The sequence below is a fragment of the Micromonospora sp. NBC_01739 genome (genome assembly GCF_035920385.1).
In the GTDB taxonomy this organism is placed as follows: domain Bacteria; phylum Actinomycetota; class Actinomycetes; order Mycobacteriales; family Micromonosporaceae; genus Micromonospora.
Window position 1 is genome coordinate 141673 of sequence record NZ_CP109151.1, and the last position, 14792, is coordinate 156464.

The 14792-nt window shown below is 70.8% G+C and carries 13 protein-coding genes and 1 pseudogene; 8 read left to right on the forward strand and 6 right to left on the reverse strand.

Annotated features, from left to right (window positions below; translation table 11 throughout):
• Positions 1–7: 7 nt before the first annotated feature.
• The 4 genes from OIE53_RS00635 to OIE53_RS00650 form a co-directional block, all read right to left on the reverse strand.
• Positions 8–2005, reverse strand: coding sequence for a DUF4153 domain-containing protein (locus tag OIE53_RS00635; RefSeq protein ID WP_327024585.1), 1998 nt, complete (start codon positions 2003–2005; stop codon positions 8–10).
• A gap of 127 nt (positions 2006–2132) precedes the next feature.
• Positions 2133–2813: a dihydrofolate reductase family protein gene (locus tag OIE53_RS00640; protein ID WP_327024586.1), complete on the reverse strand. Its 681-nt coding sequence runs from the start codon at positions 2811–2813 to the stop codon at positions 2133–2135.
• Between the two features lie 915 nt (positions 2814–3728).
• A complete protein-coding gene (locus OIE53_RS00645; protein ID WP_327024587.1) occupies positions 3729–5138 on the reverse strand; it encodes an RNA polymerase sigma factor in 1410 nt (469 codons plus the stop codon).
• A complete protein-coding gene (locus OIE53_RS00650) occupies positions 5102–5473 on the reverse strand; it encodes a YciI family protein (protein WP_327024588.1) in 372 nt (123 codons plus the stop codon). The genes OIE53_RS00645 and OIE53_RS00650 overlap by 37 nt, the downstream gene beginning before the upstream one ends.
• 279 nt (positions 5474–5752) lie before the next feature.
• Here OIE53_RS00650 and OIE53_RS00655 point away from each other — a divergent pair, with 279 nt between their 5' ends.
• From OIE53_RS00655 to OIE53_RS00675, 5 genes and pseudogenes are all read left to right on the forward strand, one after another.
• Positions 5753–6022 (forward strand): hypothetical protein, encoded by a 270-nt coding sequence (locus tag OIE53_RS00655; RefSeq protein WP_327024589.1) that lies wholly within the window; start codon positions 5753–5755, stop codon positions 6020–6022.
• A 5-nt stretch (positions 6023–6027) separates the two neighbouring features.
• A pseudogene (locus OIE53_RS00660) lies at positions 6028–6660 on the forward strand (hypothetical protein); the annotation flags it as partial.
• A 147-nt stretch (positions 6661–6807) separates the two neighbouring features.
• Positions 6808–7167, forward strand: coding sequence for a GntR family transcriptional regulator (locus OIE53_RS00665; protein WP_327024590.1), 360 nt, complete (start codon positions 6808–6810; stop codon positions 7165–7167).
• Positions 7164–8087, forward strand: a complete 924-nt coding sequence (locus OIE53_RS00670; RefSeq protein ID WP_327024591.1) for an ABC transporter ATP-binding protein — start codon at positions 7164–7166, stop codon at positions 8085–8087. The genes OIE53_RS00665 and OIE53_RS00670 overlap by 4 nt, the downstream gene beginning before the upstream one ends.
• Positions 8084–8779 carry an ABC transporter permease gene (locus OIE53_RS00675; RefSeq protein WP_327024592.1) on the forward strand — a complete coding sequence of 232 codons (696 nt, stop codon included), beginning with the start codon at positions 8084–8086 and terminating at the stop codon, positions 8777–8779. Before OIE53_RS00670 ends, OIE53_RS00675 begins: the two co-directional genes overlap by 4 nt.
• 173 nt (positions 8780–8952) lie before the next feature.
• Here OIE53_RS00675 and OIE53_RS00680 read toward each other — a convergent pair whose 3' ends face one another.
• Complete coding sequence (locus OIE53_RS00680) at positions 8953–11139, reverse strand: carbohydrate-binding module family 20 domain-containing protein (protein ID WP_327024593.1); 2187 nt, start codon at positions 11137–11139, stop codon at positions 8953–8955.
• A gap of 313 nt (positions 11140–11452) precedes the next feature.
• On the opposite strand from OIE53_RS00680, the gene OIE53_RS00685 reads away from it, so the two are divergent.
• Positions 11453–12382: an LLM class F420-dependent oxidoreductase gene (locus OIE53_RS00685; protein WP_327024594.1), complete on the forward strand. Its 930-nt coding sequence runs from the start codon at positions 11453–11455 to the stop codon at positions 12380–12382.
• Positions 12383–12384: 2 nt separating this feature from the next.
• Here the strand turns inward: OIE53_RS00685 and OIE53_RS00690 are convergent, their stop codons facing one another.
• Complete coding sequence (locus OIE53_RS00690) at positions 12385–12783, reverse strand: hypothetical protein (protein ID WP_327024595.1); 399 nt, start codon at positions 12781–12783, stop codon at positions 12385–12387.
• A gap of 59 nt (positions 12784–12842) precedes the next feature.
• On the opposite strand from OIE53_RS00690, the gene OIE53_RS00695 reads away from it, so the two are divergent.
• Both OIE53_RS00695 and OIE53_RS00700 read left to right on the forward strand, forming a co-directional pair.
• On the forward strand, positions 12843–14078 hold the full coding sequence (locus OIE53_RS00695) for an FAD-binding protein (protein WP_327024596.1): 1236 nt from the start codon (positions 12843–12845) through the stop codon (positions 14076–14078).
• Positions 14079–14157: 79 nt separating this feature from the next.
• Entirely contained in the window at positions 14158–14712 is a 555-nt protein-coding gene (locus OIE53_RS00700; RefSeq protein ID WP_327024597.1) for a Uma2 family endonuclease, read from the forward strand.
• The last annotated feature ends 80 nt before the right edge of the window (positions 14713–14792 follow it).

The following is a 14792-nucleotide window of genomic DNA, read 5'->3' on the forward strand; positions in this document are numbered from 1 at the left end:
CAGCCCGTCAGCGGCGGGTCTTCGGCAGGTCGAACTGGTCGGCGCGGCGGCAGTCCCGCTGGTTGCCGATAGCCTCCGGCCCCAGCCGGTCCAGCACCGCCCGGGCCCGGTCCCGACCCCGGTTCCAGGCGTACCAGGGGTCCGGTTCGGCCAGGTCGTTCGCGATCCAGCTCAGCGTGCAGCGGCGTACCGGATCGGGCAGGGCGGCCAGGGCGGGCGTGGCGTCGGCGGAGAGGGCGCGCAGGTACCAGGCGTCGATGCGGCCGGTCTCCTGGTACCGGGCGACATTGCGCCGGGCCGCGTAGTCCTCCGGGTTGAGCACCGCCAGACCCAGCAGCAGCACCACCGCGAGTGCCGTGGCCAGCCGGGGGATCCAACCGCCGCGCCAGCGTACGCCGGCCACCAGGATCATCAGGAAGACCGCCCCGAGCAGCAGCTCGAAGGCCATCACGAAGATCCGTTCGCCGGTGAAGCTGTAGACCTTCTGGTATGTGTACATCCGCGACAAGGCGGACACCACGATGACCACGGTCAGGGCGCTGAGCAGGCCGAGCAGGACCCGCAGCAGCACCCGGTCGAGGTGCCGCTCCCGCCGGGCGAAGCGGGTCACCCCGCCGAGCACCGCCAGGGTCAGCACGGTCACCACGACCAACTGCCAGAAGCCGCTGCGGGCGTACTCGGCGTAGCTGAGGCCGGTGGTCTGCAACACATGCCGCTGCCCGCCGAAGAGGACGGTGAACTGCACCGCCACGAAGCCGCCGAACAGGGCGGTCAGCGCGGCGATCGGCGGCGCCCACTCCAGCAGGCCGAGCCGACGGTTGGTGGGCCGGTCCACCCCGGACAGATCCGGTGGCGCGGCGAGCGTGTAGACGGCGGCCACCGCGATCAGGCCGCCCACGGCCGCCAGGAACAGCCACCGGAACACACCACTGACACTGATCTCGGGCAGCAGCGCGCCGAGGGCCTGCGAGAAGGCGGCGTCGGCCGACGACAGCAGGGGACCGAAGACCACCAGGACGATCACGGTGGCGACCACCGAACCGACCACCCGGCGTACGCTGCCGGGACTGCCGGGGGCCCGCAGGTGTCGGCGTACCCAGGGCAGCCCGCGCAGCCCGGCTATCGGTGCGGCCACCACACTGAACAGGATCGACCGCACCCGTCGCCCACCCACGATGGCCAGGGCGGCGCAGCCCAGTGCCCCCAGCACACAGAAGGTCACCAGCCACCAGGCGTTTCGGAAGGTCAGCACGGCGAGCAGGGCCACGGCGGCACCGGCCCAACCGGCCCGGACCCACCGTTCGGTAGGGGCAAGCTCGGCGGTGTGCTGCCGGACCGCCAGAACGACCGCGACCGTGAGCACCAGCCCACCGAGGAACCAGCCGATGCCGGTACGACCCAACGGCACGAAGGCCGCCACCCCCAGCGCCCCGACCAGCACGGCCAGCGGGGTGGCCAGGTGACCGGTCGTCTGCGGGCCGGGCCACACCCGGTCGAAGAAGGTCGGCGGCGGGGGCGTCGGCTTGAAGGCGTACGCCGGACCGGGCGGCGGATACGAACCCGGGAACCCACCCGGCTTCGCCGCCCCCGGCCGCCCCGCGGGCGCAAGCTGACCGGGGGATGAGGGCTGCCCGGCGGGGGTTGTCGTGGTCGGCGCAGCGGCCGGTGGTGCATCAGCAGCCGGTGTGGTCGTGGAGGGTGTGGTGGTGGCCGGTGTCCGCTGCGCGGGCGGCGCGGCTACGGTGGCGGGCTCGCCTTCCTGCACCAGCGGTAGGAAGATCGCGTAGCCCCGGGTGCCGGGTGGCACCTGCACCGGGATCGCCCAGGCGGGCTGGTCGGTCGGACCGGGCCACACGATGGAGGGCAATCCTTCGGTGGCCGGTACGACCAGCAGGCGGGGGGCCGCCCCGGCGGGATCCGCCGGGACGGCGACGGTCGGAGCAGGGGCCTCGCGGGACTCCCCGACGGCATCCGGGGACGGCTCGACCGGTGGCGGCTCGGACACCGCACCTCCTTGGACGACGATTGCCGTCACTCTAGGCGCGGACGCACATTCTCGACGCCCCGTGTCGCCGAGCATGTGCCGCGCCGCAACCCCGCCGGACGCGCCACCACGCCGGAGGACTCCACCCCTAGCTGCGACCCCGGTCGTCGAGGGTGAGGGGAGCACGCCCGTGCACCGCGTACCGGATGTGGGTGATCTGCGGCGCGGACACGACCCGGGTCGGGGTCAGTTCGATGGCCTCGAAGTCGGCCAGGTCCAGGTCGGCGTCGAACAGCCGCATCCCGGTGCCCAGCACCACCGGCGCGATGTGCAGCTCGAACTCGTCGAGCAGACCGGCGCGCAGGACCTGCCGGAACAGGCTGCCGCCCCCGGAAACCGCCACGTCCCTGCCACCCGCGGCGGCCCGTGCCTGGGCCACCGCGCTGGCGACGCCGTCGGTGACGTACGTGAAACTGGTGCCACCCTTGCGCACCAGCGTCGGGCGGGGTCGGTGGGTGACCACGAAGACCGGTGCCCGGAACGGCGGCTCGTCGCCCCACGGCACCTCACCGCCGTCGGCCATCCGGCGACCCATCACGTACGCGCCGGCTGCCTCGAACGACTCGGCCAGGATGTCGGAGTTGACGTCCTGCGCGCCACCGGCGAAGCCCTGCCGTTCCCGCCAGGACATCGCCTCGGTGGCCCAGCGGGTCACCCGGAAGAAGCCGTGGCTCTCCGCCGAATGCAGCCAGTCACCGTCGCCGTCATGCCGGGGGCCGGCGTAGAAGCCGTCCAGCGACACCGACATCTGCGCGGTCACCTTGGTCATCTCGTTCCTCTCGGTCTAGCGACACCCGCCACGGGTGCCCGCCCGCCGATGGATCGGAGCCGAACCGACGCCAACTACCGCGATTGACTGTGATCTGAATCACCGACACGGACCTCGTTGCGACGCCGCTGTCTGCCTGGAGACAGAGACGTTCGCGCCGCCGGGTGGACCGTCATCATTCGGTGAGAGATCCGCTGCTCGTGGACTCGTGCCTCAAGACGGAGGAGCCGATGAGGACACTGTCCCTACGACGGTCGGCCGCCACACTGGCCGCCGCACTGGTCGCCACGCTCGCTGTTGCCCTGCTGCCCGCCACGCCGGCGCTCGCACTGCCCTCAGGTGCCGGCTGGTCGGCCTCGTGGAGCTACTACCAACCGAACGCCTACCAGTACTCCGGCACACTGCCCGGGGTACGCCTGACCGGTTACGCCACCGACAACGCCGGCACCTCGGCCACCCTCGGCACCATCGAGGACACCGCAGCGGACGGACGCTGCGCCCGGGTGATGCTGTACGCGTACGGTGTCGGCTACATCGCCGACCGCACCACCTGCGGTAACGGCAGCTACCTGACATACAACACGGTCAGCTACGACCAGGGGCTGTTGGTGATCGTCTACCGGATGATCGACGGAACGAACACCAACGACAAGGGTTTCTACATGTTCATCCCCGGCTCGGCCACCGATTCGGGGCTGCGCACCGTCGGGACCGGGGCCAGCTGGTCGTACTACACCTCCACGGCGTACCAGTACACCGTCACCCGATCCGGCGTCAGCCTCATCGGATACGGCGTCCACCAGGCGGGGGATCTGCGTTCCTCGCTGAACACGGTGGAGAAGACCGCCGTCGCCAAGGGGGCGTGCGCCAGCGGGACGGTCACCGGCGGGACGACCGTCAGCGGCAGCACCTGCCTCAACGGTGGCACCACCTCCTTCCACCGCAACGACCACAGCTACAACCTGGAGGCGTCCGCCTGCTACAAGCCTCTTCTCGGTACGCAGCGCTGCCTGGCGGTGAACATCCCCGAGCCCTGGTGACCCCTGCACTGCGACCAGAGTCAGTTGCGGCGGCAGCCCGGCGGAGCAGGTGCCGGCGTTCGGGGTCGCTGCCGGCGAGCTCCGCCGCCCGCCGCCAGGCCGTTGCCGCGCCGGCCCGGTCGCCGGCCAGCTCCAGCAGGTGCGCGCGGACGGCGTGCAGCCGGTGGTGCCCGGCGAGGATGCCCGATTCCAGGTGCGCCAACAGGGCCAGCCCAGCGGCCGGGCCGTGCACCATGCCCACCGCCACGGCCCGGCTCAGGGACGCCACCGGGTTGGGTGCCAGGCGTTCCAGCAGCTCGTACAGGGCCAGCACCTGCGGCCAGTCGGTCTCCTCAGTGGTCGATGCCTCGGCGTGCACGGCGGCGATCGCGGCCTGGATCTGGTACGGCCCCGGGGTCGAGGCGGTCAGGGCCTGCTCCACCAGCGCGCTGCCCTCGGCGATGGCCCTCCGGTCCCACCGGCGGCGGTCCTGCTCGGTCAGCGGCACCAACTCGCCGTCCGGGCCCACCCGGGCGGCGGACCGGGCCTCGGTCAGCATCATCAGCGCGAGCAGGCCGGTGGTCTCCCCGTCCTCGGGCAGCCGGTCGTGCAGTCGGCGGGTCAGCCACAGCGCCCGCCGGGTCAGGTCGGGCCGGTGCAACTGCGGGCCGCTGCTGGCGCTGTAGCCCTCGTTGAAGATCAGGTACAGCACCTGGCGGACCGCAGCCAGCCGGGCGCTCTGCTCAGCCTCCGGCGGCAACTCGAACCGGGCACCCACCTGGCGCAGCCGCTGCTTGGCCCGGAAGATCCGCTGGGCCATGGTCTTCTCCGGCACCAGGAAGGCCGCCGCGACCTCCGCCGTGGTCAGTCCGCCCAGGGCCCGCAGGGTCAGGGCCACCTGCGCCTCGGCCGGCAACGCCGGATGGCAGCAGAGCAGGAACAACTCCAGCAGGTCGTCGCGGGGCGGGTCGGCGTCCGAGGGCGGGCCGACCAGCGCGTCACGCGGGGTGGCGTCGAGCACCGTACGCTCGCGGCGTGCCCGGGCGGCCTCGGAGCGCACCTGGTCGACGTAGCGGCGGGCGGCCACGGTGTGCAGCCAGGCCGCCGGATGCTCCGGTACGCCGTCGCGCGGCCAGCTCTCCACGGCGGCGACGATCGCCTCCTGCACGGCGTCCTCGGCTGCGGTGAAGTCGCCGTAGCGGCGCACCAGCACGCCGAGCACCTGGGGGGACAGGCGGCGCAGCAGTTCGGCGGCGTGCTCGTCGAGGCTCAGTGGTCGGCCCCCTCGTGGGTCATCAACGGCCACATCTCGATGCCGCCGCCGAGGCCGGGGGCGAACCGCAGACCCGGGTACGACCGGGCGATCTCCAGCGCCCGTTGCTCACTGTCGACATCGACCACGAAGTACGACCCGACGTACTCCTTCGCCTCCAGGTACGGCCCGTCGGTGACCACCGGGGTGTCCCCGGTCATCCGCACCGAGCGGGCCGGGGAGTCCAGCCCCTGCACGTCGACCAGTTCACCCCGGGCGCGCAGTTCCTCGTTGAAGGCGTTCACCTCGCCGATCAACGCGGCCAGGTCGCCGCCGGGCAGGCTGCCCCAGATCTGCTCGTTGCCATAGATCAACATCAGGTACTTCACCGGGAATCCTCCGAAGTGTCAGCAAGGCGACAGGATGTCAGGGCCTGCCCCGATGCACTGTTGTAACAGGTCAGAAGGCTGCGGATGGCGGGCCCACATCCGACTCTTCACGGCCGTACGGGGACAGCAGGCCCTCCGCCGGATCGCCTGCATCATGCCCGACAGCGATGTCGCCACCCCTCAGCCCGCCAGGTTCCGCCCCCGCGTGTCAGCCGATCCCGGCCGTCGACGCGCGCCGCCGCTGGGCCGTGGTGACCCCGAACCAGGAAGGAGCGCCTGATGGCCGCTCCCACGGTGACCGCCTCTCTCCATTCGACCACCTACGCCCCCGGTGCCCAGATGCTGCTCACGGTCGCCTACGGCGACCCCGACCCGAAGACCTTCACGGTCACCCTGGTGGTCACCGACGACCAGGGCAACAGCAGCGCCCCGGTCACGGTCAGCGCCGTCATCGACCCCCTGACCCTGACCGTCACGGACGACTCGGACCGTACCTGGACCCGGGTGTCGGACAACGGTGCCGTGGCCGTGTTCCGGGCGGTGGCCTGATGCCCCGGGTAACCTCCGGGCAGGGCGACGGACTGTTCGCCCGGGCCCTGTCGCAGTACCGGACCCTGGGCTTCGGGGTGAACATCCAGCTCGCCTCCGAACTGGACACCGACAACGAGTTCGGCACCACCGAAAACGGCAGGGCGTACACCTGGGCGCAGTCGGACGCCCGGGCGGTGACGTACATCGTCGACTGGTTCCGAGACAAGGGGCCGCCCTCGGGGAGCACCTTCTCGGTTGGATCCGGGGGCTTCAACCGGGCCTCCTTCACCCGGACCCATCCGGAGTCGTTGATGTCGCGGCTGGACTACCTGCAATGGAACGTGTACGCGACGAGCGCCTCGGACACTGCCCTGGCCCGGTTCCGCCGTACCAAGGACTGGGCGGTGGCCGATCTGGGGCCGGTGGCCCTGTCCCGGCGGGTGATCGTCGCCGAGTGGGGGGCCCGGGTGGCCGAGATCCCGGACCAGGCGGCCTGGATAGCCACCGTGCCGGCCGCGATCGCCCGGCTCAACGCGGAGCGGGGGCCCTTCTTCGCCCGGACCAACTACTTCAACTCCGGCTGGGGCACCTTGAGCCCCAAGGCTCCCGGGCTGGCCGCGTTGCGTGCCGCGTACGCCCAGCCGCCGTACGTCTGAGCAGGTAGCCGGCCTCGGAGGCCAACCGCTTCACGGTCGCCCGCCGGTTCTGCACCGGCGGGCGACCTTGACATTGAGCCTCCTTGGTTGCATGGTTAGTTACATGAGTAATGAACCAGCCAACCAACATGGTGTGGCGGGGGAGTGATGGAGGACGGCCGGCCGATCTTCCAGCAGATCGCGGAGCTGCTGGAGAACTCGATCCTGGACGGGACCCTGGCCGAGGAGAGCCAGGTGCCCTCGACGAACGAGTTGGCGGCCTTCCACCGGATCAACCCCGCGACCGCCGCCAAGGGCGTCAACAAGCTGGTCGACGACGGAACGCTCTACAAGAAACGAGGAATCGGGATGTTCGTCTCCTCCGGCGCCCGCGCCAAGCTGCGCGCCCGGCGCCGTGACGAGTTCGCCCGGCAGTACGTGCAACCGCTGGTGACCGAGGCACGCAAGCTCGGCATCGATCCGGCCGAACTCAAGAACATGATCGATACCTGGGAGGAGACCCGATGAACCCGGTGGTCACCGTCACCGACCTCACCAAACGGTACGGCGAGGTCGTCGCGCTGGACCGGGTCAGCTTCACGCTGGCGGAGAACCGCATCTACGGCCTGCTGGGGCGCAACGGTGCCGGCAAGACGACCCTGATGCAGCTCCTCACCGCCCAGATCTTCGCCACCAGCGGGAAGATCGCGGTCTTCGGGGAGCACCCCTACGAGAACGAGCGGGTGCTCTCCCGGATCTCCTTCATCAAGGAGAGCCAGACCTACCCCTCGAACCTGGCCGTCAAGCACGTACTCCGGGCCGCCGCCCTGGTCCATCCCAACTGGGACGAGGAGTACGCCCAGCAGTTGGTCGAGGACTTCCGGCTGCCGCTGCAGCGCAACGTCCGCAAGCTGTCGCGGGGAATGCTCTCCTCCCTGGGCATCGTCGTCGGGCTGGCCGCCCGGGCCCCCTTGACCTTCTTCGACGAGCCCTACCTGGGCCTGGACGCGGTGGCCCGGCAGATCTTCTACGACCGGCTGCTGGCCGACTTCGCCGAGCACCCGCGCACCATCGTGCTCTCGACCCACCTGATCGACGAGGTCAGCGACCTGATCGAGCACGTCCTGCTGATCGACCAGGGGCGCCTGCTGCTGGACGCCGAGACCGACGAACTGCGCGGCCAGGTGGTCATCGCCTCCGGGCCGGCCGACGCGGTCGACGAGTTCGCCCGCGGCGGCACCGAACTGCACCGGGTACGCCTCGGTGCGACGGTGCGGGCCACCGTACGCGGTGAGTTCGGGCCGGCCGAGCGCGACCGGGCCCGTGCCGCCGGAGTGGACCTGACCGCCTCTTCCCTGCAAGACATCGTCGTACGCCTGACCACCTCGACACACTCCGCAGCAGACGCCGGCAGTGTCGTCACGGCCGACAAGGAGGTCGTCGGATGAACCGCACCCTGACCGTCGCCCGGATGCAGTTCGTGGCCTGGCGCACCGTGGTCGGCTGGCCGTGGGGGATCCTCGCCCTCAGCTTCCTGATCAACCTGGCCCTGTTCAGTGCCATCGGTGAGAAGGAGGACTTCGAGCCCATCACCGGCGGCTCGATGAGCATCTACGTGGTGATGTTCGTGGCCAGCATCAGTGCGATCACCATGGACTTCCCGTTCGCCATGGGGCTGGGTGTCTCCCGCCGCAGCTTCTACCTCGGCAACGTGCTCCACTTCGTCGCGCAGGCCGTCGTCTATGCGGGGGTGCTCTACCTGCTGGCCGTGATCGAGGAGGCCACCGACGGCTGGGGAGTGAACCTGCGCTTCTTCGGCATTCCCTTCCTGATGGTCGACAACCCGATCCTGCGGTACCTCGGCTTCGCCATCCCCTTCCTGCTGCTCGGTTTCCTCGGCATCGCCATCGCCGTGGTTTTCAAGCGCTGGGGGATGAACGGGATGCTCACCCTGTCGGCGGCGACCCTGGTGGGTCTCGGTGGCGCCGCGGTGCTGGTCACCTGGCAGGGCTGGTGGTCGGCGATCGGCGGCTGGTTCGCCGACCAGTCCGGTGCCGCCCTCCTGGTCGGCTGGCCGGCCCTGCTGACCCTGCCCCTGGCCGTGATCAGCTACCTGATCATCCGCCGCGCCACCCCCTGACGAAAGAAAGGGCCCCTTGTTAACGCCTGCGGTAGAGCAGGGGCCCCCTTTTAACAGCACGACCGGTTGAACACGACGACCGGCTGTGCACCGGAGGACGCGACGGCTCACCGTGGGCAACGGGGGCGGCCCCTCCCGATCGGGTTTCGGGAGGGGCCGCGCGGTGGGTGCGGTCAGCGCCAGGTGTCCGTCAGGCTGAGCGAGCCGGACGCGGTGGCGGTGCGATCGGCACCCGACTCCCAGATCACCTGCCCGGAGTCGGTGCGCTTGACGTACTTGTAGGAGAAGGCGGTACCCGCCGGCAGGGTCAGCTGCCCGGTCCAGACCGGGTACGCCGAGGGCGAGAGCCGGACCCCCTTGGCCGGATCCCAGCCACCCAGGGCGGGCAGGTCCCCGACGACGTAGAGGTGCTGACCCGGCACGGTGGTGGCGGTGGCCTGGAAGGAGACCGTGGCCTGGCTGGGCGGGCTGGCGGCCGGTTGGTTCCAGCTCACCGAGAAGGCCTGCCCGCCGGTGCCGGTGCGGTTGGGGTCGTTCTCCCACTGCACGCCACCGTTGCCGACCTTGACCAGCTTCCACTCGAAGGCGGTACCGGCCGGGAGGTCGACCGACCCGCTCCAGGTCGGGTAGCTGCCCGAGGTGGTGGACAGCTTCACCCCGTTGGCCGGGTTCCAGGAACCCAGCTGCGGGACCGACCCGACGACGTACACCTCCTGGCCCGGGTTGGTGGTGACCGTGGCGGTGAACCGGGTCGACCCGGCCGGCTGCGAGGGGCTGGCCGTCGGGGTCGGGGAAACGGTCGGGGAAGTGGTGGGAGTGACCGTCGGAGTGGCCGTCGGGGTCGGGCCGTCCAGGCGGGCCTCGACGTGCAGGGCCACCGCCTGATCCGCCAGGATGGCGGCGGTGAAGCTGCCACCGGAGACGGTCACCGCGCCGCCCGGACAGGCCCCGGTGGACCGGTCGTACGCGCCCCTACCCACGTTGCAGTACCGGCCGTCCGGCAGGGAGGTGCTGAAGCTGCGGCTCCAGGTGCTGCCGGTGGCGTTGAAGGCGGCGTACCCCCGGTTGCCCCGGGCGAAGGCCAGCCGGCCGTTGCCGTCGGTGACCACCGAGCCGATGCCGGTGCCGGCGACCGCGTTGCGGAAGCCCGGCATGCCGGCCACCCCGGCGTCGCGGTGCTCGCAGATCCAGGCGCTGCTGGTGCAGTCCGTGGCCAGGGTGGTGCCGTTGGAACTGCTCGGCGGGCCCTGCCCGTGCACCGAGCCGAAGGCGTAGCTCGACATCAGCTGGGGTCGGCCGTACGGGTGGGCCATCATGAAGGTGTCCGCCAGGTAGTAGCGGGCGCCGTTCTTGTAGGTGAGGGTCGGGTTCTCCCGCTGGGTGTCATGGTTGTCGATGAACACCACGGCCTGCTGCCCGGTCAGACCACCGTAGTCGGGCAGGTTGCCCAACTGCGCGATGTTGCCGTCCCGGAAGGCCGACGAGACCGCCCGCTGGTAGTCGAAGTTGGTCACCCCGCCGTACGGGGCGTACGCGGTGTAGGGGATCGTGCCGTCGCCGTACACCTCGTGGAACAGGTCCGGACGGCCGCCGAAGCCGGGCACGTCACGCAGCCGGTTGATGATGTCGGCCAGGTGCGACTCCTGGACGTGCTTGGCCGCGTCCACCCGGAACCCGGCCACCCCCAGGTCGATCACCGCGTTCATGTACTTGGCGATCTTCCGCCGTACCTCCGGGTCGGCGGTGTTGAGGTCGGCCAGGTCGAGCAGCTCGCAGTCCTGGACCTCCTGCTTGTTGCCCCAGTTGTTGATCTTCCGGTAGCAGGGCCCGAAGTCGGCGTAGCCGTAGCTGTCCCCGGAACCGTCGTTGAACAGGTTCGGGTAGCTGTACTTGCCGTAGACCGTGCCGGCGCTGCCGGGGCCGCTGTTGGTCGAGCCGGTGCCGCTCATGTGGTTGAGCACCATGTCCACGTAGATCTTCACGCCCTGGGCGCGGCAGCGCTCGACCATGTCGACGAACTGGGCCTTGGTGCCGCGCCGGGTGGCGTCCAGCCGGTACGACACCGGCTGGTAGTCCTGCCACCACGGGTAGGTGGCGCCCTCGGCGCTGGGCAGCACCACGTGTTCCTGGGGCGGGGAGACCTGCACGCCACCCCAACCGTTGGGGCCGAGATTCGACTCGCACTCCTCGGCGACGGAGTCCCACCGCCACTGGAACAGGTGGACGATGGCGTCGCCGTTGGCGCGTACCTCGGCTGCGCTGGCGGGGGCGGTGCCGGCGGCGGCGACGGCTAGACCGGCCGCGACAAGTGTCGCGGCCAGGGCCGCGGGTATCGCGGCGCGGGGACGGGGAACTCGCACGGGCCCTCCTCGGGGGACGGTCAGGCAGAGGTGGTGATGACCAGGGTTTCCTGCAAGTTATGCAAGAACTTGCGATGATGCGTGACCGTAACAGGGCCATCGATGCTTGGGAACCTCTGATTCACAAGTCGCTCGTATGAGGAACAAGCCCTTGCGGACCGCTGCAATCACTGCAAAGATTTGCGTCCACTTCGCTCGGAACAACCGGAGACTCACCCCGGGAGCGGCGACCCGCCGTGCCCGAACCCAGATGGGCCCACACCGCCGGCACAAGTCGGGGCGGTGGGGCCGTGGGCTTTCTATGCTCGACCTCATGGAACTGCGGATCTTCACCGAGCCCCAGCAGGGGGCTACCTATGACGACCTGCTCGCCGTGGCCCGGCGTGCCGAGGAGACCGGCTTCGGCGCCTTCTTCCGCTCGGACCACTACCTGAAGATGGGGTCGGTCAGTGGCGATCCCGGCCCCACGGACGCCTGGACGACCCTGGCCGGGCTGGCCCGCGACACCCGGTCCATCCGGCTCGGCACCCTGATGACCGCGGCGACCTTCCGGTTCCCCGGTCCGCTGGCGATCACGGTCGCGCAGGTCGACCAGATGAGCGGGGGACGGGTAGAGCTGGGCATCGGCACCGGCTGGTACGACGCCGAACACAGCGCGTACGGCATGCCCTTCCCGGCCCTGGGGGAGCGGTTCGACCGGCTGGAGGAGCAGCTGGCGATCATCACCGGGATGTGGCGGACCCCCTCCGGTCAGACCTTCGACTACACCGGCCGCCACTACCAGGTCAGCGACTCACCCGCGCTGCCCAAGCCGGTGCAGCAGCCACACCCGCCGATCCTGCTCGGCGGCAAGGGCGCGAAGCGTACCCCCCGACTGGCCGCCCGCTACGCCGACGAGTTCAATCTGCCGTTCGTCTCGATCGCCGACACCGAGGCCCAGTTCGAGCGGGTCCGGGCCGCCTGCCAGGGCATCGACCGGGACCCGACCGAGCTGGTCTGGTCCAACGCGCTGGTGCTGTGCTGCGGCAAGGACGAGGCCGAGGTGGCCCGCCGGGCCGCCGCCATCGGCCGGGAGCCGGACGAGCTGCGCGAGAACGGCCTGGCCGGCACCCCCGCCGAGGTCGTCGACAAGATCGGCCAGTACGCCGCCGTCGGTAGCCAGCGCATCTACCTCCAGGTGCTGGACCTGGGCGACCTGGACCACCTGGACCTGGTCGCCGCCGAGGTGATGCCCCAGCTCTGAACTCAGCGCGACGACGAGCGCAGCACGGTGTCCAGCCGACCGTCCCGATCACTGTCCAGGTAGGTGACGTCCGGTACCCCGTCACCGTCGAGGTCGAACTGCACCACATCGGCCACCCCGTCGCCGTCGACATCGGTGACGACCTGCACGGAGCCGTCCAGATGTCGACTGACGATCGACCGGCCGCCGCCCGGAAGGCGGGGCGGCGGCCCGGGGGTCGGCACCGGCGTCGGCGCCGGTGCGGGCGTCGGGTTCGGCTGCGGGCCCGGCTGGCTAGCCTCCACCGAGGCGTACGCCCCGGTCGGGCCGCTGGCCGGCTCGACCCCGCTGCCGCCCGGATCGATCTCCTCCTCGGAGGGGTACACATCGCCCCTGGGGGCGGGATCACGGTAGCTGCTCATCGGCGTAGGGTTCCCCGACGAAGCCGGCGGTAACCGTCGGCGCGGCGAAGGGGGGCGCAGTGCCGACGCACCGCAACTGGGCCGGCAACATCCAGTACTCCGCCCGGGCCTACCACCGGCCAACCTCGGTCGAGGAACTGGCGGCCCTGGTGGCCGGCAGCGACCGGATCCGGGCGGTGGGCAGCGGACACTCCTTCAACCGGCTCGGTGACACCACCGGAGACCTGGTCACCCTGGCCGGACTGCCGCAGACCGTGCACCTGGACGAGGAACGCGCCACCGTCGAGGTCCCGGCCGCGATGCGCTACGGCGACCTGGCCACCTGGCTGCACGAGCGGGGGTACGCCCTGGCCAACCTGGCCTCCCTGCCGCACATCTCGGTGGCCGGTGCGGTGGCCACCGGCACCCACGGCTCCGGCGAGCGCATCGGCAACCTGGCCACCGCGGTAGCCGCCCTGGAACTGGTCACCGCCACCGGCGAACTGCGTACCGTGCACCGGGGCAGCGACGACTTCGCCGCGATGGTGGTCTCCCTCGGCGCCCTGGGCATCGTCACCCGGGTCACCCTGGACGTGCTGCCCACCTTCGACCTGCGCCAGTACGTCCACCTCGACCTGCCTCGCGCGGCCCTGGACGAGGCGCTCGGGTCCGCGTACAGCGTCAGTGTCTTCACCGACTGGCGCTCGACCCGCGGCACCCAGGTCTGGCGCAAGCAGCTGGCGGAGGCGCCCGCGCCCCCGGCGGGCTGGCTCGGCAGCACGGCGGCCGACCGGCCCTGTCATCCGGTGCCCGGGATGCCCCCGGCCAACTGCACCGAGCAGCTCGGCGCGGTCGGGCCCTGGCACGAGCGGCTGCCGCACTTCCGGCTCGGCTTCACCCCCAGCAGCGGCGAGGAGCTGCAATCCGAGTACCACCTGCCCCGGGCCTGCGCCGCCGAGGCCCTGGCCGCCCTGGACGAGGTGGCCCATCTGATCGCCCCGGTGTTGCAGATCAGCGAACTGCGCACCATCGCCGCCGACGGCCTCTGGCTAAGCCCGCAGTACGAACGCGACAGCCTGGCGGTGCACTTCACCTGGATCGCGGACGCGGCCCGGGTGCTGCCGGTGGTCGCCGAGGTGGAACGGGCCCTGGCCCCCTACGGACCCCGCCCACACTGGGGCAAGGTCTTCACCACCGCCCCCGAGGACATCGCCGCCACCTACCCCCGCTGGCCCGACTTCGCCGCCCTGCTGCACCACCTGGACCCCACCGCCAAGTTCCACACCCCCACCCTCAACCCCCTCTTCCCCCGCTGACTGCCTGTGCTCCTCCCGCTGGCCTGCCCGCGAACGCGCCTGCGTCAGCCGGTGTCGATCCTCGCCTAGGGTGGGCCACATGGGCGCTGAGGCTGTCGGCATGCACATGCCCGCCGTCGTGACCCTCGACGACGTGGCGGCGATGAACGCTGCCGATCCGAATGGCCACCGCTACGAGACAAGCCCCGAGGGGGTCCTGTCGGTCATGCCGCTGCCCGACTCGGAGCATGCGGCGATCGCCAGCCGCATCTTCGCCTGGCTGATCATGGCAGGCTGGCCCGCGGAACAGGTGCTCCAGGCGGTCGGCGTACGGATCCCCGGCCCGGACGGGGACGGCGGTCGCATTCCCGACCTCACCGTCTGGCACAAGCCGCCCCGACGTGGGGTGTGGTCGACGGTGGGGGACATCGCCCTCGTGATCGAGATCGTGTCACCCGGCTCGGAGGCGATGGACTCGGTGACGAAGGTCCGTGAGTACGCTCGCGCGGGCATCCCCCGGTACTGGGTGGTCGACCGGGACGGCGCGCAGACGGTCACCCTGCACGAACTCGACGCCACCGGCCGGTACGCCGAGCGGGCCCGAATGCCCTTGTCCTGGCTGCTGCAGACCACCCCCGCCGATCACCTGAACTGACCCCGCCGCGCCCGCGCGCCCGCCCTGTCCCCGTCGATCTTGCACTTTTGGTCGCTGAAACACGGCTTTCGTCCCCGTAT